We start from the raw sequence: 20,894 nt of genomic DNA, 5'->3' as shown, positions 1-20,894 counted from the left end.
GCTACACCGTAGGTTGGTGGCCATGAGTCAGACAGTGCGCGGCGTGATTTCACGAAAGAAGGGCGAGCCCGTCGAGCTGGTGGACATCGTCGTCCCGGACCCCGGGCCCGGCGAGGCCCTGGTCGACATCATTGCCTGCGGGGTGTGCCACACCGACCTGACCTACCGCGAGGGCGGCATCAACGATGAATACCCCTTCCTGCTCGGCCACGAGGCCGCCGGCCGGGTCGAGGCGGTCGGCCCCGGCGTGACCGCGGTCGAGCCCGGTGACTTCGTCATCCTGAACTGGCGCGCGGTCTGCGGCCAGTGCCGCGCCTGCAAGCGCGGCCGCCCCCACCTGTGCTTCGACACCTTCAACGCCGCACAGAAGATGACGCTGACCGACGGCACGGAGCTGACCCCCGCGCTGGGCATCGGGGCGTTCGCCGACAAGACCCTGGTCCACGCCGGCCAGTGCACCAAGGTCGATCCGGCCGCCGACCCCGCCGTCGCCGGCCTGCTCGGCTGCGGGGTGATGGCCGGCATCGGCGCGGCGATCAACACCGGCGGCGTCACCCGCGACGACACCGTCGCGGTGATCGGCTGCGGCGGCGTCGGCGATGCCGCGATCGCCGGTGCCGCGCTGGTCGGAGCCCGGCGCATCATCGCCGTCGACACCGACGACACCAAGCTGGACTGGGCCCGCGAATTCGGCGCAACCCACACCGTCAACGCCCGCCAGTCCGACGTCGTGGAGGCGATCCAGAACCTCACCGACGGGTTCGGGGTCAACGTCGCGATCGACGCCGTCGGCCGGCCCGAAACCTGGAAGCAGGCCTTCTACGCCCGCGACCTCGCGGGAACCGTTGTGCTGGTGGGTGTTCCGACGCCCAACATGAAGCTCGAGATGCCGCTGATCGACTTTTTCTCGCACGGCGGGGCGCTGAAGTCGTCGTGGTACGGCGATTGCCTGCCCGAACGCGACTTCCCCACCCTGATCGACCTGTACCTGCAGGGCCGGCTGCCCCTGGAGAAGTTTGTCTCCGAGCGAATCGGGCTAGACGACGTCGAGGAGGCTTTTCACAAGATGCACGGCGGCAAGGTGTTGCGTTCGGTGGTGGTGCTCTGATGGTGAACATCGAGCGGGTGGTGACCCACGGCACCTTCGAACTCGACGGCGGCAGTTGGGAAGTCGACAACAACATCTGGCTGATCGGCGACAACTCCAACGTGGTGGTGTTCGACGCCGCCCACGACGCGGCGCCGATCGTCGAGGCCGTGGATGGCCGCCACGTGGTCGCGGTGGTGTGCACGCATGGCCACAACGATCACGTGACGGTCGCGCCGGAGTTGGGCAAGACCCTCGACGCGCCGGTGCTGCTGCACCCCGCCGACGAGGTGTTGTGGCGGATGACGCATCCGGACAACGACTTTCGCTCGCTATCCGACGGCGAGACGTTGAGCATCGGAGGCACCGAGCTGCGGGCGCTGCACACCCCGGGCCATTCCCCCGGATCGATGTGCTGGTATTCCCATGACCTGGGCGTCGTTTTCAGCGGGGACACCCTGTTCGCCGGCGGTCCGGGCGCGACCGGGCGCTCGTATTCGGATTTCCCGACCATCCTGCAGTCCATTTCCGAGCGGCTGGGCAAGCTGCCCGGCGAGACGGTGGTGCACACCGGCCACGGCGACAGCACCACGATCGGCGATGAGATCGTCCACTACGAGGAGTGGGTGGCCCGCGGCCACTGAGGCCACCGAGGCCCACGCCGCGCCGTGCGGCCACAGCCGTCACACCAGCACCCGTTCGGGACCACTATGCGGTCGCCGATTCGGACATCGCGGGTGATATCAAAACTCGAGCGTCGCCGATCGGCCGAAACCGGACGCGCGCGTCACAGCCGCGGCAGATTGGCGGCCACCACCGCGCGGCGCCGGGTACGGCCCAACCACAAACCGGACATGATCGAATCGACCAGCCCCACCACGAACAGCCCGACGAACAGCCACACCAGGAAGTCCACGGAACTCTTGTGCCCGAAGGCCAGTCGCGGGTTGATATAGCCGTTGACCTGCCCGTCGGTGGTGATGTTGTACGTGCCGGCGGCCGCGATCCGAGCCACCCAGACCCGCACGTGCGCGTCGTTGTTGACCGTCGTTGTGCTGCCGATACTTTCGGTCACCACGGGCTGCGCCACGCCGTCGGGCGGCGCGAGGGTGACTCCCAGCGGAGGCACGGGCAGCCCGCGGTCGGGACTGCTGATGACGACGGTGTGCAGGCTGATGGTGACGTCACCGGCGGGCAGGTAGAGGCTGCCGGAGCCGGGGACGGCCACCTCGCCGTAGGCGTTGTACTTGTCCAGGAAGAACGCGTTGAGCACCAGGGCGACGATGAAGCCGGCCACCGACACGACCATCAGCGTGACGGCGGCGGCCAGCGAGATCTTGGCGAGCCGCCTGCTGTTCATCCGAGCAGTGTGGCACCGCGGGCCGGGCGCTGCCAGCGTACGAGCGCAACGCAAAGGACGACGAAGGCCAGCATCGGTACCCAGTCCCCCAGCCGCTGGTAGGGCGTGACGCGCGATCCCAACGGCACGCTCACCACGGTCACGCCCCGGAAATCCGACGGGCACCACGCCAGCCGGTGGCCGCGCGCGTCGAAGGCCGAGCTGTCGCCGGACAATCCGGCGTGCACGGCCGGGCGGCCCGCCTCGACGGCGCGCACCGCCACCTGGGCAGCCAGCTGCGGCTGCGCCCAGGTCCCCTGGTACGACGACGTGGAGCTCTGATACGCCAGCAGCTCCGCGCCGAGTCGCGCCTCCCGGCGGGCTAGGTCGGAGAACAGGGTCTCGTAGCTGACCAGCGGGCCGATCCCCAGAGCGCCGGCGTGCAACACGACGGGCCCGGTCCCACGTTGCCGGTCCTCGGCGGCGGCCCTGCTGTGGCGGGTGATCCAGCCGAAAAGCGGTCGCAGCGGGACGTATTCGCCGAACGGCACCAGCCGGGTCTTCCGGTACGTGCCCAACGATCCCCCCGGCCCGATGAGCACCGCCGACTTGTAGATCCCGCCCCCGGGCGCGGGCGCGTCGACGTTGACCAGCAGGTCGGCGCCCACCCGCCGGGACAGGTCGGCGAGCCGGGCCAAAACCTCGGGGTGGCTGGCCAGATCGGTTCCCACGCTGCTCTCCCCCCAGACCACCAGGTCAAGCCGATGCCCGGCGAGCGAAGCGGTGAGCTCCTCGCTGGCGGCCTGGCGCGCGCCAGAGTCGGCGATGTCGCCGGGTTGCACCAGCGCCACGCGCACCGTGGAGCCGCCGGCAGGCGAAGGCGCCAGGAGATACCAGGCGGGGCCGACCGCCGCGCAGGCCACCGCGCACCCCAGCGCGACGAGGCGACCCGATGCACCCACGTGCGCGATCGCACCCACCAAAGCCGTATTGACCGCCACCACAAGAAAACTCGTCAGCCAGACCCCGCCCAGCGACGCCGAGGCCAGCGTGACGGTCTGGGCGGATTGCGACGCGCCCAGCGAGGCCCACGGACCACCCAGCGCCGGCCAGGACCGCACGGCCTCGGCCGCCACCCACGCGCTGGGCAACACCACCATCGCGGCGAGGGCTCGCCCCAGGGCGACGGGCCCGGACAACAATCGATGCGCCAACCACCCCCACGGCAACCAGAGCGCACCGAAGCCGGCGGCCAACACGACAAGCAGCGGGCCAATGAGAGGCGTCAGCCAGTACTGGGTGGCCAGCACGAACCCGCCGACGCCGAGCCACGCCCGCACGGCCGCGGCCCACGGCGTCGGCGCGACGCGCACCACCAACAGCAGCGGGACCAGGCCAAACCAGGCCAGCCACCACCACGACGGCGCGGGGAACGCCAGTGCCGGGAGCGCACCGACGACCAACGCCACTAGCCAACCGGGAATGCGTCGCGGCATGCTGACCAGAATGCCGCCCGATCCGAAGGAGCGATACGCATGGCCAACGATCTTGTCGCCACGGTGCCCGACCTGTCGGGCAAGCTGGCAATCGTCACCGGTGCCAACAGCGGCCTGGGGTTCGGCCTGGCCCGGCGGCTCGCGGCCGCCGGGGCCGACGTCGTCATGGCGATCCGCAACCGCGGCAAAGGGGAAAAGGCGATCGCGGAGATCCGCGAAACGGTCCCCGACGCCAAGCTGACCATCAAGTCGCTGGACCTGTCGTCGCTGGCCGCGGTCGCCGCGCTGGGTGAACAACTCAACGCCGAGGGCCGCCCCATCGACATCCTGATCAACAACGCCGGCGTCATGACGCCGCCGGAACGCGACACCACCGCCGACGGTTTCGAATTGCAGTTCGGCAGCAACCATCTCGGGCATTTCGCGCTGACCGGACACGTGCTGCCGTTGCTGCGCGCGGCGGGCAAAGCGCGCGTGGTCTCGCTGAGCAGCCTTGCCGCCCGCCAAAGCGGCAAGATCCACTTCGACGACCCGCAGTTCGAGAAGTCCTACGCGGCCATGTCGGCCTACGGCCAGTCGAAGCTGGCGGTGCTGATGTTCGCCCTCGAGCTGGACAGGCGCAGCCGCGCGGCCGGCTGGGGCATCATGTCCAACGCCGCGCACCCCGGCCTGACCAAGACCAACCTGCAGATCGCCGGACCCTCGCACGGGCGCGAAAAACCCGCCCTGATGGAGCGGCTGTACAAGGCGTCGTGGCGCTTCACGCCGTTTTTGTGGCAGGAGATCGACGAGGGCATCCTCCCGGCGCTGTACGCCGCCGCCGCGCCGCACGCCCAGGGCGGCGTGTTCTACGGGCCCAAAGGGTTCCAAGAGCTGGCCGGCGGCGGAGTGCGGCCGGCCAAAGTGCCCGCGCGCGCCCGCAACGAGGCTGACTGCCAACGACTTTGGGAGCTCTCCGAGCAGCTCACCGGCGTGAGCTACCCGAAGCCGACCTGACGACTATCGTTGGGACATGCGGCCTGAGCCTCGGATGCCCGAATCGAGCATTGTGGTCCGGCCGGAGCCCGTCTACACGCAGTCGTCGCGGCTGCAGGCCGCCGGGTTGGGCCCGGCCATCGCGTTGTTCGAGCGGGCCGCCGAGCAGGTGCCGCTGCCCAAGCCCCCGCAGCCCATCGTCATCGCCGACTACGGCGCCGCCAACGGGCACAATTCGCTCAAGCCGATGGCGGCGGCGATCGCGATCCTGCGTCGGCGCACCCGGCACGACCACGCAATCCTGGTGGCGCACACCGACATTCCCGACAACGACTTCTCGGCTCTGTTTCACACGCTGTCCGACGACCCGGAGAGCTACCTGCACCTGGACGCGGCGACGTTCGCGTCGTCGATCGGCCGTTCGTTCTACGACCAGATCGTGCCGTCCAAGACGGTCAACCTGGGCTGGTCGTCGTGGGCGGCGCAGTGGCTGAGCACGACGCCCGCCGAGGTCCACGATCACCTGCACATCTCCTACAGCCACGACGACGCCGCGCGCGCGGCGTACGCCGAGCAGGCGGCCCTGGACTGGCACAACTTCGTGGCGTTCCGCGGCCGCGAACTGGCCCCCGACGGGCGGCTGGTGGTGATGACGATCGCCCTCGACGAGGACGGCACATCGGGGTTCCCGACGCTGCTCGACGCGATGCTCGCGGCGCTGCGTGAGCAGGTCCGCGACGGCCTGCTGCGCCAGGAGGAGCTGCGCCGGATGACCATTCCCACATTCGCCCGCAGCGAGAAGGACTTTCGCGCGCCGTTCGCGCCCAGCGGACGCTTCGAAAGCCTGACCATCGACCATCTCGAGATGTTCAACGCCGAGGATCGATTCTGGGTTCGGTTCCAGGCGGACCGCGACGCCGAGTCCTTCGGCGCGCAGTGGGCCGCCTTCGCCCGTGCGGCGCTGTTCCCCGCGCTGGTGCGCGGGCTGGACGACGGGGTGCGCGACGCGCGGGCCGGCGAATTCGTCGACCAACTTCAGGGTGCGGTCGCGTCGCAACTGTCAAGCGCACCCGAGCCGATGCGGATTCCTCTTGCGCTGGTCGAGCTGGTCAAGCGTGAACGATTCGGCTGATGAGAGTTTCGACACAACACCGCAACGGGTAACCCCTGCAAATCGCGACCTGCGATTGCGAGGGGGTAGATGCATGAGCGTGCAGGACGACAAATCGGCCGACCAGCACACCGATCAGGAACCCGATCAAGACACCGATCAGGACACCGACCAAAAGCTGACGGAAAAGCCGGAGCCGGACGAGGACGACAAGCAGAAGGCCGCCGAAATGATGGAGGCCTACAAAGAAAAGGCGACCATCGTGCTGCCCGGCACCGGCGGCAGCGTCTCGGGCACCGCGGTCAACGACTGGCTGGACGACGACGGCAACCCCAGGCACGAAGTCCCCGACAACGCCGAATCCGGTGACCAAGCCAAGGCCGACGGGGGCCAAGCCGAGGCGGACGAGGGCCGCGACGAGGAAGCCCTGAAGGAACAGATCGAAAAGGACAAGGCCCTGAACGAGAAACTCAAAGAGGCCGCGAAAGCGGAGAACAAGGGCGAAAAGGACTGACCTATCGGGTCGTTCCCAGCTGAGGGCCCAATTGGGGGATGCCGCTGATGCCCAAGTCGCCCCCGATCCCTTGAATGAGTTGATTGATCCGGTCCAGCCCCGGGATGGGTTCGTTCAGGCCGGGCACCGCCGGGACGGGCGGTGCCTGCGGGATCGCCGGACGCAGGGGCGCGGCCGCGAGCGGAGGCGCGTGCTGCGGTTTCGCTGACGGGACGCTGGTCGACGGCGTCTCGGTCTGGGCGGGCGGATTGGTGTCCGTCGTCGTTGTTGTTGATGGCGCGGGTGCCTCTTCGCTGGGCGGGGGCGCCTGAGCGGTCGCGGTGTTGGCCGGCGGAGCGGGGACCGGACTGCTGGTCGCGCCCGGCGCCGGGGTCGTCGCCGATTTGTTCGCCGAGGTCAGGCCGATCGTGACTGCGGTCCCGACGAGCGCCAGCCCCGCGGCCGCCCCGACGATTGCCGCCATCACCGGCAGGCGAAACAGGCGGCGCTTGCGCTTTCCGCTCGCGGAATCGGCAGCGGGTTCATCGACGGCGGCGGGTTCATCGGCGGCGGCAGTCGCCGCCTGCGAGGCGGTCGCCGCCTGCGGTTGGTTGCCGGTCTGCGACCACGCCTGCACGCGTGCGGCGCCGGCCGTCGGCCAGGCGGGCGCCGCCTGCGCCGTCGCCGTCGCCTCGGGCGGCCGGGTGCCCGGGACCGCCCGCGCGGTCGCCGTGGCGGGCGCGGCCGGGGCCGACGCCGTCGCGGCGCTCTCGCCGGGCCCGTGCGCCGCCCGCAGCGCGGCGCCGGTCGCCGCCGTCAGCTGCGGGCGCGGCGTGGTGATGACCGGGACGCGGAAGTACTGCGACAGCGTGGTGGTGATCGCGGGGATGTTCGCTCCGCCGCCGGCGGACACCACGGCTACCAGGTCCTGAATCCCGTTGCGCGCCAATGCGTTTTCCAACACCGCCACGAACCTGTCCAGCGGGGTGCGGATCGCCTCGTCAAGCTCGTCGCGGGTGACGCGCACTTCGCCGGTCAGCCCGTCGCTCAGCGTGGCCGCCGTGCTCGCCGACAGCTCCTCCTTGGCGCTTCGGCACGCGGTGCGCAGCCGGCTCAACGAACCGATCGCCACGGTTCCCGCCGGGTCGAAGGCGGCGGTGCTCGGCATGTTGGAGATGACGGCGCTCAGCAGCGCCTGGTCGATCAGGTCGCCGGAGAAATCGTGCAGCCGCACGGTCGGGGCCAGCGCCCGATAGTCACCGTCGGCGCGCATGAACGTGACGCTGGTGCCGCTGCCGCCGAAGTCGCACACCGCCACCGTCCCGTGGGCCGGTAGGCGGGGGGCGGTTCGCACGGCCAGCAGCGTCGCCGCGGCGTCGGGAATCAGCATCAGCGGCCGCGCCCGGTTGGACCATTCGGCCACCGAACTCAGCGCGGTGCCAACCGCGTCGACCACCGGGGACGGCCAGTGGGCGGGATAGGTGACGGCGACGCTCTCGGGCGGGGTGTGTCCGCCGGTCACGCTGTAGGCCAGCGCCCGCATGGCGTCGGCGATCAATTCGTCGCTGCGGTGTACCGATCCGTCGGCCGCCACCACGCCGCGGGGGTCGGAGATGCGATTGACGAACCCGGTGATCACCAGGCCGGGCTGGTTGAGCCGCGGGTTCTCCGCGGGGATGCCGACCTCCGGCGCGCGCTCCGGATAGAGCGTCAGGACGGGCTTGCGGGTGATGGCCTTCTCGGCGGCGACCGCCGCCAGGTTGGTGGTGCCGATCGACAGGCCCAGCGCGGTCCCAGCTCCATTGGCCATATGTCCCAACCCCAACTTCAGCAACTCGCAAACCAGGCTAGCCGTTAGTGTCCCGCCGAAACCTGTACCGAGTCTCTGCGGCACCTATGTGCACGCTGTGCGCCGGTCACCGGATGTTGCCCGCCCCGGCGATCAGGGGCAGGTCAAGCGGCGTGACCCAGCCCGGCCGCAGCTCGTTGACGGCCGGCACGGCGTTGAGGGCCCGCATCCCGGTCGCCAGGCAGCCGGCGGTGGCCGCGTCGCGGCCCGAGCCGTCGGTGAACCGGAACGCCGTTTCCTGGAAGACGCTCGGCGTGCCCTCGATCTCCACCCGGTAGACGTCGTTGTCGTGGCCGGAGGGCCAGTCGGGGGCGGCGTCAAGGCCGATCCGGTTGACGTGTTCGAGCTGAATCCTGGTCTCGCCCTTATAGATTCCGTTGATCGTGAACCGGACGGCCGCCACGTGCCCGGGTTTGATGACGCCCTTGACGGTGTTGCGCTCGGTGGGCGTCACCCATTTGTCCCACGTGGTGGTGATCTCGTCGAGCATGATGCCGGCCGCGTGGGCGATCATCGGGACCGTGGCGCCCCACGCGAAGATCAGCATGTTGGAGTCCTCGAGCAACGGGCTGTATTCGGGCTCGCGGCCGATGCCCATCTCGACTTCGTAGTCGCCCTCGTAGTTGGTGTAGTCCAGCAGTTCGGACGCCCGCACCCGGCGCACCTCCGAGCACAGGCCCATCAGCGTCATGGGGAACAGGTCGTTGGCGAATCCGGGGTCGATGCCGGTGGTGAAGCAGGACGACTCCCCCAGCTCGCACGCCTCGGTGATGGGCGCGATCCACTGCGGCGGGTTGAGGTGCATGGTCGGCCACACCCACGGGGTCATCGCCGTCGAGCACACGTCGATGCCCGCGCGCAGGAAGCGAGTGATCAGCGCGATGTTCTCCTTGGCGTGCATCGCGGTCGGGCCGTAGTGCACCAGCGCGTCGGGCTTCAGCGCGATCAGGGCGTCGATGTCGTCGGTGGCGATGATGCCCGTCGGCTCGGGCAGCCCGCAGATGTCGCCGACGTCGCGCCCGACCTTGTCGGGGTTGCTGACGCCGACCCCCACCAACTCGAACAGCGGATGCTTGACGATTTCGGCGATCACCATCTTGCCGACGAAGCCGGTGCCCCAGACCACCACACGCTTTGAGCCGTGTTCCGACATACTCACCTTTCGTTCGCCCCCGTGGGACTCACACTAGAACGGCTTTCGTTAGGGCGGAAAGCTTCCGTAGCACCGCGCGTGGTGACACGATGCAAATCATGACGAAGCATGTGCGCGGGCTTTCGATCCTGTTCGCCGTGGGCGTCGGTTGCGCCGGGACGCTCCCCGGCGTGGCCCACGCGATCCCCGAGATGCCCCACGCCCGTTACGAGGTGACCGGTGCCGGCGTCGCGCAGTACCTCGTGTATCAAACGGACGCCGGCCAACTGCACCAGGTCAACGCGCCGCTGCCCTGGTCGACCGAATTCACTTCGTTCGGGGGCCAGGTGTTCGTGGTGAGCGCGCAGGGGGTGGGCCCCATCCGCTGCCGCATCCTGCTCGACGGCAACGTGGTCGCCGATGCGCAATCGGCCGGCGGCCGAACGGTCTGCACCCATTAACCCCATCAACGGAGGTCCTCGGTGAGTCTCAAGACGGGTATCGCGACGCGAACGAACGGGGCGCCGCCGCCCGAGGTGCCCCTCTCCGACATTCACCTCGACTCGCTGGACTTCTGGGGTCTCGACGACGACTTCCGCGACGGCGCCTTCGCGACCCTGCGCCGCGAGGCCCCGCTGTCGTTCTGGCCCGCGATCGAGATGGAGGGATTCGAGGCGGGCGAGGGCTATTGGTCGCTCACCAAACACGACGACGTTCACTTCGCCAGCCGTCATCCGGAGATCTTCAGCAGCACCCCGAACATCACGGTCAACGACAACGCGCCGGAGATCGCCGAATACTTCGGCTCGATGATCGTGCTCGACGATCCGCGGCACCAGCGGCTGCGGTCGATCGTCAGCCGGGCGTTCACCCCGAAGGTGGTGGCCCGCATCGAGGCGTCGGTGCGCGAGCGGGCCCGCCGGCTGGTCTCGTCGCTGATCACCAATCACCCCAACGGGGAAGCCGATCTGGTCACCGAGCTCGCCGGGCCGCTGCCCCTGCAGATCATCTGCGACATGATGGGGATTCCCGAGGAAGACCATCAGCGAATCTTCCACTGGACCAACGTGATTCTCGGGTTCGGCGACCCCGACCTGACGACCGACTTCGACGAATTCCTCAAGATCTCGATGGACATCGGGGCGTACGCCACCGCGCTCGCCGAGGATCGCCGCGTCAACCACCACGACGACCTGACCACCAGCCTGGTCGAAGCCGAGGTGGACGGCGAACGGCTGTCGTCGGCGGAGATCGCGTCGTTCTTCATCCTGCTGGTGGTGGCCGGCAACGAGACGACGCGCAACGCGATCAGCCATGGCGTGTTGGCGCTGTCGCGCTACCCCGACGAGCGCGACAAGTGGTGGGCCGACTTCGACCGACTGGCACCCACCGCGGTCGAGGAGATCGTGCGGTGGGCCTCGCCGGTGGTCTACATGCGGCGGACCCTGACCCGCGACTTCAAGCTGAGCGGCACCAAGCTGGCGGAGGGCGACAAGGCCGTGCTGTGGTACAACTCGGCCAACCGCGACGAGTCGACGTTCGCCAACCCCTGGCTGTTCGACGTGGCGCGCACGCCCAATCCGCATTTCGGCTTCGGCGGCGGCGGTGCGCATTTCTGCCTGGGCGCCAACCTCGCCCGCCGCGAGATCCGGGTGATATTCGACGAGTTGCGCCGCGAGATTCCCGACATCGTCGCGATCGACGAACCCGCGCGCCTGCTGTCGCAATTCATCCACGGCATCAAGGCCCTGCCGGTCGCCTGGACCCCGCCGCGCGGTTAACGCGCGCCTCCCCGTCGTTCCGCGAGCAGACACAAACTCGCACTGGACCGCCCACTTTTGTGGGAGTTTGCGTCTGCTCGCCGGGGTTATCGTTACCACCATGACGATTCCCGCGTTCCCGCCCGCGGAGGTGCTGGCCGCCCGCGAGAAGCTCGTGCTCGACCATTTTCACGACGAGGTCCGCCAGGCGTGGGACGACGTGTTGTCGACCTTCCCGCATCCGCGCTACGAGCTGATCCCGCAGATGATCGTGCACGACGGCGACACCGCGGTGCGCGACTACTACGCCTACACGCGGACCGCGTTTCCCGACCAGGACCACGAGATCATCGCGCTGCGGCACAGCGCCGACGCGGTGATCGTCGAGTTCTGGTTGATGGGCACCCATCTCGGTTACCTGGGCAAGGTCCCGCCCACCGGCAGCCGGTTCCGCGTCCGTATGACCGCCTACTTCGTTTTCGACCACACCGAAACGCTTGTCTGCGAACGGATTTACTTCGACACGCTGACCATGATCAAGCAGCTGCTGGGCGGGCTGGACATGAAGAAGCCGGCGAACTGGCTGCTGGCCGCGCGCTGCGCGCGCGGATTCCTCTCGATGTCCTCGGAAAAGCCCGACCCCGCGCTGCTGAGTGCCTAAACTGCACTGCATGCGGGCCCTTTACCCGGTCTGTGGCCTGACCGCCGTGGCGATGTTGGGTTTGTGCGCGACGGCCACCGCCGCGCCGTCGCCGCCGGGCTCGCACACCGAGAAGTGGATCGACCTGCAGACCGGCGAGTGCGTGGCCGACCTGCCGCCGATCGATCTGAGCCGCGTGACGGTCACCGTCGTCGACTGTGCCACAGCACATTCGGCCGAGGTGTATCTGCGCGCCCCGATGGCGGTGGACAAAGCCGTCGCCATCGTCGCCAACAAAGACTGCACCGACGGGTTCGCTCCGTATACCGGGAGACCCGTTGACGGCAGCCCGTTTTCGATCACCTACCTGATCGACTCGAATCAGGATCGCACCGGGGCCAATCCCACGCCCAGCACCGTCATCTGCCTGCTGCAGTCGGCCAACGGGCAGCCGCTGACCCGGTCCGCGCGCCGCTGATCAGCAGCCGAGTTGCCGTGCGAGGTCAAGGAAGTCGGACGCGTTGATGTCGAACTCGTCGGAATAGGCGACGTCGGCCTCGCCGTCGACGCCGAACTCCAGCGGCCGCGCGACGAAGGCGGTCCGGAACCCCAGCCGGGCCGCGGACCGGATGTCGTACTTGTGGCTGGCGACCATCATGATCTCGTCGGGGCTCAGGCCGAGGTAGGTGGCGGCCATCCGGTAGATCGCCGGGTCGGGCTTGAATACCCCGGCCATCTCCGCGGCGAACACCGCATCCCAGGGCAGGCCCGCACGCTTGGAGATCTCGATGACCGTCGACACGTCGGCGTTGGACAGGGTGGCCAGCGTGTAGGCGGTGCGCAGCCGGGTCAGCCCCGGGATCACGTCCGGCCAGGGCTTCAGCCGCCGCCAGGCCAGGGTGAGTTCGTCGCGTTCGGCGTCCGAAAACGGGACGCCGCAATCGTCCAGCGCCCGCCGGTACACCGAGTGCACCGACACCCATCCGGTCTGCCGAGCCTGCGCGTCCTCGAGCGCGGTGAAGTAGCCTGCGCGCCAACGCCGTACCACGTCGGACCAGTCGACGTCGGGGTGGCGGCCCGCGCTGATCCGCCGCGCCTCGTCGCAGACGGCCGAATGAAAGTCCGTCGCCGTGCCTTGCACGTCGAACAGCAGCGCCTTCACCACACGCGCAATCATGCAACCTCGGGCGCCGATGAATCTACGATGTCCTGGTGGCCGACTCCGCCGACGAGCACGAGCCCGACTACCGGCTCACCTTCGCCAACGAGCGGACGTTCCTGGCCTGGCAGCGCACCGCGCTGGGCCTGCTCGCCGCGGCCGTCGCCGTCGTCCAGCTGGTCCCGGAGCTGGGGGTACCCGGCGCGCGCCGCGTGCTCGGCGTCGGCCTTGCGCTGCTGGCCATCCTCACCAGCGGGATGGGGCTGCTGCGCTGGCAGCAGGCTGATCGCGCCATGCGCCGCGGCGCCCCGTTGCCCCGGCATCCCTCACCGACCTACCTCGCCGTGGGTCTGACCGTGGTGGGGCTCATCGCGCTCGCGTTGGTGATCGTCAAGGCGGTCATGGGTTGACCGGCTCGACGGCCGATCGTGGCAGCCAGGCGGAACGGACGACGCTGGCCTGGACGCGGACGTCCTTCGCGTTTCTGGCGAACGGCGCCCTGCTGATGATCAAGAACCTGCACGGTTCGGTCGGGCCAACGGCGTTCATCCCCGCCGCTTTGGCCGGCGCCGTGGCCCTCACGACCTTCGTGATCGCCGTGCGCCGGCAACGAACGCTGCAGCGGCAGCCCCTGCCGAAGCGGCTCACCCCCCGGCGCCAGGTGCACGTCATCGGAACGGCCGTGCTGGCCCTCATCGTCGTCACCGCGCTCGCGCAACTCATCTAGCCGGATGATCGCCCTCACAGCGGACCGAAGCGTCCGCGCGGTCTTGGGCTACGAATTACGGGAGTGGACAGCTGCCTGGCGCTAGGCTACCGATCGATGACGGGACCGCCCACGCTCAGCAAGGACCTGGACGCGCTGCTGCACAAGGTCGCGCGCGGGGACCGCGACGCGTTCGCCGCGGTTTACGACCTCACTAAGAGTCGGGTGTACGGAATGGTCATGCGGGTCCTGCGCGATCCGGGCTACAGCGAAGAGACCACGCAGGAGGTCTACTGCGAGGTCTGGCGGACGGCGCCGGGCTACGACGCCAGCAGAGGCTCGGCTCTGTCGTGGCTGCTGACCATCGCGCACCGACGGGCGGTCGACCGGGTGCGGACCGAGGAGGCCTCCGGCAGGCGGGATACGCGCTACGCCGCGGCCAGCGCCGACCCGGCCAGTGACGTCGTCGCCGATTCGGCGATCGCCGGCGACGAGCGCCGCCGCGTCGTCGAATGCCTGGGCGCGTTGACCGACACGCAGCGGGAGTGTATTCAGTTGGCTTATTACGACGGGCTCACCTACAGCCAGGTGTCGGACCGGCTGGCCGCGAATCTGTCGACGATCAAGTCACGCATGCGCGACGCGCTGCGCGCCTTGCGTAACTGCCTGGAAGTGCCATGACCGAACCGAACGAATTCGAATTGCTCGAGCTCGCAACGCCATACGCGTTGGATGCCGTGTCGGATGAGGAACGCGCCGAAATCGAGCGGCGGGTGGCGGCCGCGCCACGGTCGGTGGCGACGGCCTTCGACGATGAGGTCCGTGCCATCCGCGAGACGATGGCGGTCGTCTCGGCGACGACGGCCGTCGAACCGCCGGCGCACCTGCGGGCCGCGACGCTGGCGGCGATACCCGCCCGCGACGAGCGCAAATACGGTTGGCGCACCGCAGTTTTGGCGTCCGCGGCGGCAGCGGTGGTGGTCGGTGCCGCCGCATTTGGCGTCGGGATCCTGATGCGCCCGCACCCGCCGTCGACCATCGCCGAGCAGGTTTTTGCGGCCCCGGACGTGCGCACCGTCTCCGGCCCGCTCGGCAACGGCACTGCCACCGTTGTCTTTTCCCACGACCGCAACGCCGGTGTGCTGGTGATGAACAACGTCCCGCCCCCGAAGCCCGGGACCGTCTACCAGATGTGGTTGCTGAGCGACAAGGGCCCGACGTCGGCCGGGACGATGGGCACCGCGGCGGTGGCGCCGTCGACCACAGCGACGCTCACCAACCTCGGATCGTCCACCACCCTGGCGTTCACCGTCGAACCCGGTACCGGGTCGCCAAAGCCGACCGGAACGATACTGGCCGCGTTGCCGCTCGGCTGACTCTCAACTCTGACCCGTCCGCGGCCTCGTCGTCTCCGAATCACTCCTGTCCGGTCGAAAGGCGGCGCTAGGAGCCGCTTATGGAGAAGGAGTAGAAACGCGATGATCAGCGTTCGGGGCAGGACAATCGCCGCGGCAGGGCTCGCGACGATTGCGGTAGTTGGCTTTTCGGCGTGTTCGAACAACAAATCGGCGTCTGAACCGATGACCAGCAGCATGGCCACGGTCACCAGCAGCATGGCGGCTCCGGCGACGACGTCGGCCGCGGCCGATCCGGCGGCCGACCTCATCGGCGCGGGCTGCGGCGACTACGCCAAGCAGAACCCCAGCGGCCCCGGATCGGTCGCCGGGATGGCTCAGGACCCGGTCGCCACGGCGGCGTCCAACAATCCCATGCTGAGTACGCTGACGTCGGCGCTGTCGGGCAAGCTGAACCCGAACGTCAACCTGGTCGATACGTTGAACAACGGCCAGTACACGGTTTTCGCGCCGACCAACGCCGCGTTCGACAAGCTGCCGGCGGCCACCATCGACAAGCTCAAGACGGACTCGCAGCTGCTCAAGAGCATCTTGACCTATCACGTGGTGCAGGGTCAGGCAAGCCCGATGAAGGTCGACGGTGACCACACGACCCTGCAGGGCGCCAAGCTGACCGTGACAGGTCAGGGCAACGACCTGAAGGTCAACAACGCCGGGTTGGTGTGCGGCGGGGTGCACACCGCCAACGCGACCGTGTACATGATCGACACGGTGCTGATGCCGCCGGGCCAGTAGCTCGCCCGCGAATCAGGGATGAACAGCTCGGCTTCGGCCGGGCTGTTTTTCTTTGCGGCGGAAGCAATCCGCGGCGCCCCTGGCAGCGAATGACTCTCATGCTCACCATTGCGCTGATCGGCTTCGTCGGAGGTCTCATCACCGGCGTATCGCCGTGCATCCTGCCGGTACTGCCGGTGATCTTCTTCGCCGGCGCGCAGGGTCGCGCCGATAACCTTGCCCCGCAACCGGTTTCCGGCGCAGGCGTGGACATCGCGGTCAGGCCGGAGCGCACGTCGCGCAGTGCGCGACCCTACCTCGTCATCGGCGGCCTGGTGCTCAGCTTCACGGCGGTCACGCTGGCGGGATCGACACTGCTGTCGCTGGTGCACCTGCCGCAGGACGCTATCCGCTGGGTCGCCCTGGTCGCGTTGGTTGCCATCGGTCTCGGCCTGATCTTCCCGCGGGTCGAGCAATTGCTGGAGCGTCCGTTTGCCCGTATCCCGCAGAAGCAGTTGGGGTTTGGTGGCGGCGGGTTCGGCCTGGGTCTGGCGCTCGGCGTGTTGTATGTCCCGTGCGCCGGGCCCATTCTCGCCGCGATCGTGGTGGCCGGCGCCACGGCTCCCCTCGGCCTGCGCACCGTGGTGCTGACTAGCACCTTCGCGCTGGGCGCGGCGCTGCCGTTGTTGGTCTTCGCGTTGGCGGGCCATCGGGTGGCGCAGCGGGTGGGAGCGTTTCGGCGGCGGCGGCGGCAGATCCGCGTCGCGGCCGGGATCGTGATGATCGTGCTCGCGGTGGGACTGGTGTTCAATGCTCCCGCGGTTCTGCAACGGGCTGTCCCCGACTACACCAGCGGGCTGCAGCAAAAGTTGGCCACGGACCGCGGGGTCCAAGAGAAGCTCAACCTCGGCGGCATCGTCAACGACCAGAACGCCCAGCTGTCCAACTGCAGCGACGGCGGTCGGGAGCTCGAAAGCTGCGGCCCGGCACCCGATCTCAAAGGCATCGCCGGGTGGTTGAACACACCCGGCAACCAACCGATCCCACTCGCGTCCCTGCGCGGCAAGGTCGTGCTGATCGATTTTTGGGCGTACTCCTGCATCAACTGCCAACGCGCCATCCAGCACGTTGTCGACTGGTACAACGCCTACCACGGCGACGGTTTCGAGGTCATCGGTGTCCACACCCCGGAGTACGCATTCGAACAGGTGCCCGGCAACGTCGCCAAGGGGGCCGCCGACCTGAGCGTCACGTACCCGATCGCCTTGGACAACGGCTACTCCACGTGGACGAACTACCGCAACCGGTACTGGCCGGCGGAGTATTTGATCGACACCACCGGCCAGGTGCGCCACCTCAAATTCGGCGAGGGCGACTACAACGTCACCGAGGATCTGATCCGGCAGCTGCTCGTGACGGGGCATCCCGGCCTCAAGTTGCCGCCCCCCTCGGATGCGAGCGGCTCGACCCCGCCGGACCAGACCACGCCCGAGACCTACTTCAGCGTCGGCAAGGTCGTCAACTATGGCGGCGGCGGCGTATACGACGAAGGCACAACCACTTTCGACTATCCGCCCACGCTGGCCGCCGATAGCTTCGCCCTGAAAGGTCCGTGGTCGCTGGACTACCAAGGCGCCACCGCCGCCGGCAACCAGTCCAGCATCAAGTTGAATTACCACGCCAAGAACGTCTACATCGTCGTCGGCGGCGCGGGGTCCCTCACCGTCACCCGCGACGGACGATCCGTCGCGATTCCGATCGGCGGGCCGCCGACGTCGCACCAGATCGTCTCCGGCGAGCAGCTGCAATCGGGGACGCTCGAGGTTCGCCCCGACCAAGGGCTGCAGGTGTATTCGCTCACGTACGGCTGAAACTTCCAACCCCGCACCAATCCGGAGGTGTCCGGGCTCCGAATCACTCATCAAATGTCCGACCAACCAAAGGAGTCAAAGGCGATGAAAGCACACAGGACGTCGGTGGCGGCGAAAGGTCTCGCGGTAGCGGCGATGCTGGGTCTGGGTGTGGTGACCGCTCCGACGGCGGCGGCGGCCGACCTGGTGGGCCCCGGCTGCTCCGATTACGCGGCGGCCAACCCCAGCGGCCCGGCATCGGTGGAGGGAATGTCGCAGGTTCCGGTGACGGTAGCGGCGTCCAACAACCCGGCGCTGAGCACCCTGACCTCGGCGCTGTCGGGCAAGCTGAACCCGAATGTCAATCTGGTTGACACGCTGAACAACGGCCAGTACACGGTGTTCGCGCCGACCGACGCGGCATTCGGCAAGCTGCCGGCGCAGACGATCGACGAGCTGAAGACGGATTCCAGGTTGCTGACCAGCATCCTGACCTATCACGTGGTGCCGGGCCAGCTGAGTCCGGCCAGGGTCGCCGGCCCTCACCAGACCGTTCAGGGCGCGAACGTGACCGTCACCGGACAGGGCAACGGCCTCAAGGTCAACAACGCGGGTCTGGTCTGTGGTGGCGTGCCCACCGCCAACGCGACGGTGTACATGATCGACACGGTGCTGATGCCGCCGGCGTAGCGAGCGTAATGCCTAGCCCGTCAGTCACATTCGCCACACCCGTCGCTGGAAGCGGCGATGCCCTCTTTGCCCGCCTCTGAGCGACAATTCGGCGACCACGGCCGTTGTCGCTCAGAGGTGGGCAAACGGCCGATCGCTTCCTGGGCCGGGGCCAGTGTGGCAGTTGTGACCCTAGGCGATCACGTTATCGCTAGGCGATCACGTAATCGCTGAGCGGGAACGTCGCGGCTTCCCGCACCGAGTTCAAGGTCGACGTCGGCCGCAGCAATGATGCCTCACCGCCGGGACTGAAGTAGTACGAGCGCGACGTCGCGCAGTTGCCGGAGTAGAACACCGAGCTGTCCAGCCGCTTGGTCATCCGCTCCATGAACTGGTCCATCGCCTCTTCGGTCACCTCGAAGGTGGCCGCACCGCGGCGCTTGACCTCGCCGAGCAGGCGGTCCATGTGCCGCATCTGGTATTCGATGGTGTGGAAGAAGGACAATCCGGAGAAGGCGAATGGGCTGGCCAGGCTCAGGTAGTTGGGGAAGTACGGCATGGTGACGCCCTGATAGGCCTGGAACCTGGTCTCCCGCCACCACTTTCCGAGGTTGCGGCCCTTGCGGCCGACCACCTCGATGGCCGGGAAGTTGGCCTCCCACAGGTCAAATCCGGTCGCCAACACCAGGGTGTCGATGACGGTCTTACGCCCGTCGACGGTGACGATGCCGTCGGCCTCGATCCGCGCGATCGAGTTGGTCTCCAGGTGCACGTGCGGCTTGTTGAACGCGCGGTAGAACTCGTTGGAAAAGGTCGGCCGCTTGCAGCCGAGGTCGTAGTCCGGCGTCAGCCTGAGGCGCAGTTCCTTGTCCCGGATCCACCGGAATCGGTTGATCTTGGCCAGGTCGGCTGCGGAGATGTTCCCCCGGCCGTGGGACTCCTTGAAGTGCAGTGCGCCGACGACCATGATGATCTCGAGCAGGACGTCGGTCACCCACCGCAGCGCCCGCTGCGCCGCAGGCACCCGCGCGAACAGGCTTCGCACTGCCGGGGGGAACTCGAAGTCGAACTTGGGCAGCACGTGGGTCGCGGTGCGTTGGTAGACGGTGAGCTCCGCGGCCTGGTCGGCCAGCTCCGGGATGACCTGCACCGCGGACGCACCGGTCCCGATGACCGCGATGCGGCGGCCCCGGTAGCCGTAGTCGTGGTCCCACGCGGTGGTGTGCACGACCTTGCCCTCGAAGCTCGCGATCCCCGGGATGTCCGGCATGCGCGGCTGCGACAGGAAACCCGTCGCGGTGATCAGGAAGCGGGTCGCCAACGTCTCGCCGCCGGCCAGCGCCACCCGCCACACTTCGGCGTCCTCGTCCCACTGGGCGCCTTCGACCGTCGAGTTGAACCGCATGTGGCGGCGCACGTCGTACTTGTCGGCGACGTCCGCGGCGTACTGCTTGACCTCGCGGCCCGGCGCGAACAGCCGCGACCAATCCGGCTTGGGCTCGAACCAGTACGAGTACGTGGTCGAGGGGATGTCGACGGCGATGCCCGGGTAATGGTTGACATGCCAGGTGCCCCCGAGGTCATCCTCTCGGTCGAGGATGACGAAGTTGTCATAGCCCAGGCGCTTGAGCTGGATCGCGGCACCGATGCCGCCGAAGCCCGCGCCCACGATGACGGCGTCGAAACGGTTCGTGTCCACAACCCTGCTCCGTGGTTACTCGCTACGTACTTACTCACACAAGAACTCTCACTAACCTTACGGAATTCTAATAAACCTGTGTGCAAGACGCACTCCGTGTCGGGCGGCCTGTGACCCTACTGACACCATTGCGCGAACTCAGCAAACGACCCGTTGCTTCGGCGTCGGCCCGCGGCACCGGCGCACTTATCCGGTCAACCGCCGCTGACGTGCACGACGACCGCTGCCAGGATGGGCGTCCGCGCGCACCGGCCGTGGCGTCGACCGGAACGGAGCTAACGACCGCTTTCACGCGAAAGCTGCTGTCCCAGAGCCGGTTACTACCGGGCGGCGGGACCGGCCGCGGTCGATGAGGTCGAAAGTCACGCCTGTTTCACCCGTGGCCGAGTCGCTACCCTTCCGTGTCTCCGACGTTTCAAATCAGGTCCGGCTACCCTTGGTAACCGGCACCAGACGACGGCTCAGGGCTTTTCGTTTTGTGGCTCTCCGCCGTTCGGATGGATGCCATTTCGGTGCATCGACACGCGGCCCCCGTCCGACGCTTGTCGACGCGCCGCGCTATACAGGAACGATGGCGGGTCTTTGACCTAATGACAGTTGGGGAGGCACTCGTATGGGCATCAGTAGCGGCATGATCGCACGCCACTTCATCCGTTCCCTTGCTCCCGCGGTGGTTGCGGCGTCCGGCCTCGGTGCCTCGGCCCTGGCCGGTTCCGTCCTGCCCACCGCCGCCGCCCAATGTCCGGACGTCCAAGTGGTGTTCGCCCGCGGCACCGGTGAAGCCCCCGGCGTCGGACCCA

At 68.1% G+C, this 20,894-nt stretch carries 22 protein-coding genes and 1 pseudogene; 17 read left to right on the top strand and 6 right to left on the bottom strand.

Annotation, left to right across the window (positions count from 1 at the left end; genetic code table 11):
• The first annotated feature begins 22 nt into the window (after positions 1–22).
• Together H7J89_RS23550 and H7J89_RS23545 are read left to right on the top strand one after the other, a co-directional pair.
• A complete protein-coding gene (locus tag H7J89_RS23550; RefSeq protein ID WP_264047213.1) occupies positions 23–1,108 on the top strand; it encodes an S-(hydroxymethyl)mycothiol dehydrogenase in 1,086 nt (361 codons plus the stop codon).
• On the top strand, positions 1,108–1,731 hold the full coding sequence (locus H7J89_RS23545) for an MBL fold metallo-hydrolase (RefSeq protein WP_264047211.1): 624 nt from the start codon (positions 1,108–1,110) through the stop codon (positions 1,729–1,731). The genes H7J89_RS23550 and H7J89_RS23545 overlap by 1 nt, the downstream gene beginning before the upstream one ends.
• 143 nt (positions 1,732–1,874) lie before the next feature.
• Here H7J89_RS23545 and H7J89_RS23540 read toward each other — a convergent pair whose 3' ends face one another.
• The gene (locus H7J89_RS23540; protein ID WP_264047208.1) at positions 1,875–2,447 is read right to left on the bottom strand and encodes an SHOCT domain-containing protein; all 573 of its coding nucleotides are present in this window, start codon (positions 2,445–2,447) and stop codon (positions 1,875–1,877) included.
• Positions 2,444–3,922 (bottom strand): apolipoprotein N-acyltransferase, encoded by a 1,479-nt coding sequence (gene lnt / locus H7J89_RS23535; protein ID WP_264047205.1) that lies wholly within the window; start codon positions 3,920–3,922, stop codon positions 2,444–2,446. Before lnt ends, H7J89_RS23540 begins: the two co-directional genes overlap by 4 nt.
• Before the next feature lie 39 nt (positions 3,923–3,961).
• On the opposite strand from lnt, the gene H7J89_RS23530 reads away from it, so the two are divergent.
• The 3 genes from H7J89_RS23530 to H7J89_RS23520 all read left to right on the top strand — a co-directional run bounded on the left by H7J89_RS23530 (position 3,962) and on the right by H7J89_RS23520 (position 6,522).
• Complete coding sequence (locus H7J89_RS23530) at positions 3,962–4,918, top strand: SDR family oxidoreductase (protein WP_264047203.1); 957 nt, start codon at positions 3,962–3,964, stop codon at positions 4,916–4,918.
• 16 nt (positions 4,919–4,934) lie between these two features.
• A complete protein-coding gene (locus H7J89_RS23525; protein ID WP_264047201.1) occupies positions 4,935–6,029 on the top strand; it encodes a class I SAM-dependent methyltransferase in 1,095 nt (364 codons plus the stop codon).
• 73 nt (positions 6,030–6,102) lie between these two features.
• Complete coding sequence (locus H7J89_RS23520; RefSeq protein WP_264047200.1) at positions 6,103–6,522, top strand: hypothetical protein; 420 nt, start codon at positions 6,103–6,105, stop codon at positions 6,520–6,522.
• Between the two features lies 1 nt (position 6,523).
• Here H7J89_RS23520 and H7J89_RS23515 read toward each other — a convergent pair whose 3' ends face one another.
• The gene (locus H7J89_RS23515) at positions 6,524–8,311 is read right to left on the bottom strand and encodes an Hsp70 family protein (RefSeq protein WP_264047198.1); all 1,788 of its coding nucleotides are present in this window, start codon (positions 8,309–8,311) and stop codon (positions 6,524–6,526) included.
• A 106-nt stretch (positions 8,312–8,417) separates the two neighbouring features.
• Entirely contained in the window at positions 8,418–9,503 is a 1,086-nt protein-coding gene (locus H7J89_RS23510) for an NAD(P)H-dependent amine dehydrogenase family protein (RefSeq protein WP_264047196.1), read from the bottom strand.
• Between the two features lie 98 nt (positions 9,504–9,601).
• Between H7J89_RS23510 and H7J89_RS23505 the strand changes: the two genes are divergently transcribed.
• The 4 genes from H7J89_RS23505 (at position 9,602) to H7J89_RS23490 (ending at position 12,360) form a co-directional block, all read left to right on the top strand.
• Entirely contained in the window at positions 9,602–9,943 is a 342-nt protein-coding gene (locus tag H7J89_RS23505) for an MmpS family transport accessory protein (RefSeq protein WP_264047194.1), read from the top strand.
• Between the two features lie 21 nt (positions 9,944–9,964).
• Positions 9,965–11,263: a cytochrome P450 gene (locus H7J89_RS23500; RefSeq protein ID WP_264047193.1), complete on the top strand. Its 1,299-nt coding sequence runs from the start codon at positions 9,965–9,967 to the stop codon at positions 11,261–11,263.
• Between the two features lie 100 nt (positions 11,264–11,363).
• Positions 11,364–11,903: an ester cyclase gene (locus H7J89_RS23495; protein ID WP_264047191.1), complete on the top strand. Its 540-nt coding sequence runs from the start codon at positions 11,364–11,366 to the stop codon at positions 11,901–11,903.
• Positions 11,904–11,955: 52 nt separating this feature from the next.
• Entirely contained in the window at positions 11,956–12,360 is a 405-nt protein-coding gene (locus H7J89_RS23490; protein ID WP_372513833.1) for a hypothetical protein, read from the top strand.
• Here the strand turns inward: H7J89_RS23490 and H7J89_RS23485 are convergent, their stop codons facing one another.
• A complete protein-coding gene (locus H7J89_RS23485) occupies positions 12,361–13,059 on the bottom strand; it encodes a haloacid dehalogenase type II (protein ID WP_264047187.1) in 699 nt (232 codons plus the stop codon).
• Positions 13,060–13,094: 35 nt separating this feature from the next.
• Here H7J89_RS23485 and H7J89_RS23480 point away from each other — a divergent pair, with 35 nt between their 5' ends.
• The 7 genes from H7J89_RS23480 to H7J89_RS23450 all read left to right on the top strand — a co-directional run bounded on the left by H7J89_RS23480 (position 13,095) and on the right by H7J89_RS23450 (position 18,416).
• The gene (locus tag H7J89_RS23480; RefSeq protein WP_264047185.1) at positions 13,095–13,451 is read left to right on the top strand and encodes a YidH family protein; all 357 of its coding nucleotides are present in this window, start codon (positions 13,095–13,097) and stop codon (positions 13,449–13,451) included.
• On the top strand, positions 13,448–13,768 hold the full coding sequence (locus H7J89_RS23475; RefSeq protein WP_264047184.1) for a DUF202 domain-containing protein: 321 nt from the start codon (positions 13,448–13,450) through the stop codon (positions 13,766–13,768). Before H7J89_RS23480 ends, H7J89_RS23475 begins: the two co-directional genes overlap by 4 nt.
• Before the next feature lie 96 nt (positions 13,769–13,864).
• A complete protein-coding gene (locus H7J89_RS23470; RefSeq protein WP_264047183.1) occupies positions 13,865–14,428 on the top strand; it encodes a sigma-70 family RNA polymerase sigma factor in 564 nt (187 codons plus the stop codon).
• Positions 14,425–15,123: an anti-sigma factor gene (locus H7J89_RS23465; RefSeq protein WP_264047182.1), complete on the top strand. Its 699-nt coding sequence runs from the start codon at positions 14,425–14,427 to the stop codon at positions 15,121–15,123. The genes H7J89_RS23470 and H7J89_RS23465 overlap by 4 nt, the downstream gene beginning before the upstream one ends.
• Positions 15,124–15,339: 216 nt before the next feature.
• Positions 15,340–15,897: a fasciclin domain-containing protein gene (locus H7J89_RS23460; RefSeq protein WP_372513832.1), complete on the top strand. Its 558-nt coding sequence runs from the start codon at positions 15,340–15,342 to the stop codon at positions 15,895–15,897.
• A gap of 98 nt (positions 15,898–15,995) precedes the next feature.
• Positions 15,996–17,747 carry a cytochrome c biogenesis protein CcdA gene (locus H7J89_RS23455; RefSeq protein WP_264047180.1) on the top strand — a complete coding sequence of 584 codons (1,752 nt, stop codon included), beginning with the start codon at positions 15,996–15,998 and terminating at the stop codon, positions 17,745–17,747.
• An 84-nt stretch (positions 17,748–17,831) separates the two neighbouring features.
• Complete coding sequence (locus tag H7J89_RS23450) at positions 17,832–18,416, top strand: fasciclin domain-containing protein (RefSeq protein ID WP_372513830.1); 585 nt, start codon at positions 17,832–17,834, stop codon at positions 18,414–18,416.
• A gap of 190 nt (positions 18,417–18,606) precedes the next feature.
• Here the strand turns inward: H7J89_RS23450 and H7J89_RS23445 are convergent, their stop codons facing one another.
• Positions 18,607–20,094 (bottom strand): flavin-containing monooxygenase, encoded by a 1,488-nt coding sequence (locus H7J89_RS23445; protein ID WP_264047179.1) that lies wholly within the window; start codon positions 20,092–20,094, stop codon positions 18,607–18,609.
• A gap of 613 nt (positions 20,095–20,707) precedes the next feature.
• Between H7J89_RS23445 and H7J89_RS23440 the strand changes: the two are divergent.
• A pseudogene (locus H7J89_RS23440) lies at positions 20,708–20,894 on the top strand (cutinase family protein); the annotation flags it as partial.

The sequence above is a fragment of the Mycobacterium paraffinicum genome (genome assembly GCF_025822865.1).
Lineage (GTDB): Bacteria > Actinomycetota > Actinomycetes > Mycobacteriales > Mycobacteriaceae > Mycobacterium > Mycobacterium paraffinicum.
The sequence above is the reverse complement of the archived record's forward strand: the minus strand, read 5'-3'. Positions and strand labels throughout refer to the sequence as shown.

What these genes read in the sequence shown, in the direction of transcription:
- H7J89_RS23520 (WP_264047200.1), top strand. Translation starts at nt 6,103, where the DNA reads ATGAGCGTGCAGGACGACAAATCGGCCGACCAGCACACCGATCAGGAA.
- H7J89_RS23515 (WP_264047198.1), bottom strand. Translation starts at nt 8,311, where the DNA reads ATGGCCAATGGAGCTGGGACCGCGCTGGGCCTGTCGATCGGCACCACC.
- H7J89_RS23525 (WP_264047201.1), top strand. Translation starts at nt 4,935, where the DNA reads ATGCGGCCTGAGCCTCGGATGCCCGAATCGAGCATTGTGGTCCGGCCG.
- H7J89_RS23455 (WP_264047180.1), top strand. Translation starts at nt 15,996, where the DNA reads ATGCTCACCATTGCGCTGATCGGCTTCGTCGGAGGTCTCATCACCGGC.
- H7J89_RS23465 (WP_264047182.1), top strand. Translation starts at nt 14,425, where the DNA reads ATGACCGAACCGAACGAATTCGAATTGCTCGAGCTCGCAACGCCATAC.
- H7J89_RS23460 (WP_372513832.1), top strand. Translation starts at nt 15,340, where the DNA reads ATGGCCACGGTCACCAGCAGCATGGCGGCTCCGGCGACGACGTCGGCC.
- lnt (WP_264047205.1), bottom strand. Translation starts at nt 3,922, where the DNA reads ATGCCGCGACGCATTCCCGGTTGGCTAGTGGCGTTGGTCGTCGGTGCG.
- H7J89_RS23550 (WP_264047213.1), top strand. Translation starts at nt 23, where the DNA reads ATGAGTCAGACAGTGCGCGGCGTGATTTCACGAAAGAAGGGCGAGCCC.
- H7J89_RS23540 (WP_264047208.1), bottom strand. Translation starts at nt 2,447, where the DNA reads ATGAACAGCAGGCGGCTCGCCAAGATCTCGCTGGCCGCCGCCGTCACG.
- H7J89_RS23495 (WP_264047191.1), top strand. Translation starts at nt 11,364, where the DNA reads ATGACGATTCCCGCGTTCCCGCCCGCGGAGGTGCTGGCCGCCCGCGAG.
- H7J89_RS23510 (WP_264047196.1), bottom strand. Translation starts at nt 9,503, where the DNA reads ATGTCGGAACACGGCTCAAAGCGTGTGGTGGTCTGGGGCACCGGCTTC.
- H7J89_RS23530 (WP_264047203.1), top strand. Translation starts at nt 3,962, where the DNA reads ATGGCCAACGATCTTGTCGCCACGGTGCCCGACCTGTCGGGCAAGCTG.
- H7J89_RS23505 (WP_264047194.1), top strand. Translation starts at nt 9,602, where the DNA reads ATGACGAAGCATGTGCGCGGGCTTTCGATCCTGTTCGCCGTGGGCGTC.
- H7J89_RS23470 (WP_264047183.1), top strand. Translation starts at nt 13,865, where the DNA reads ATGACGGGACCGCCCACGCTCAGCAAGGACCTGGACGCGCTGCTGCAC.
- H7J89_RS23490 (WP_372513833.1), top strand. Translation starts at nt 11,956, where the DNA reads ATGTTGGGTTTGTGCGCGACGGCCACCGCCGCGCCGTCGCCGCCGGGC.
- H7J89_RS23545 (WP_264047211.1), top strand. Translation starts at nt 1,108, where the DNA reads ATGGTGAACATCGAGCGGGTGGTGACCCACGGCACCTTCGAACTCGAC.
- H7J89_RS23485 (WP_264047187.1), bottom strand. Translation starts at nt 13,059, where the DNA reads ATGATTGCGCGTGTGGTGAAGGCGCTGCTGTTCGACGTGCAAGGCACG.
- H7J89_RS23450 (WP_372513830.1), top strand. Translation starts at nt 17,832, where the DNA reads ATGAAAGCACACAGGACGTCGGTGGCGGCGAAAGGTCTCGCGGTAGCG.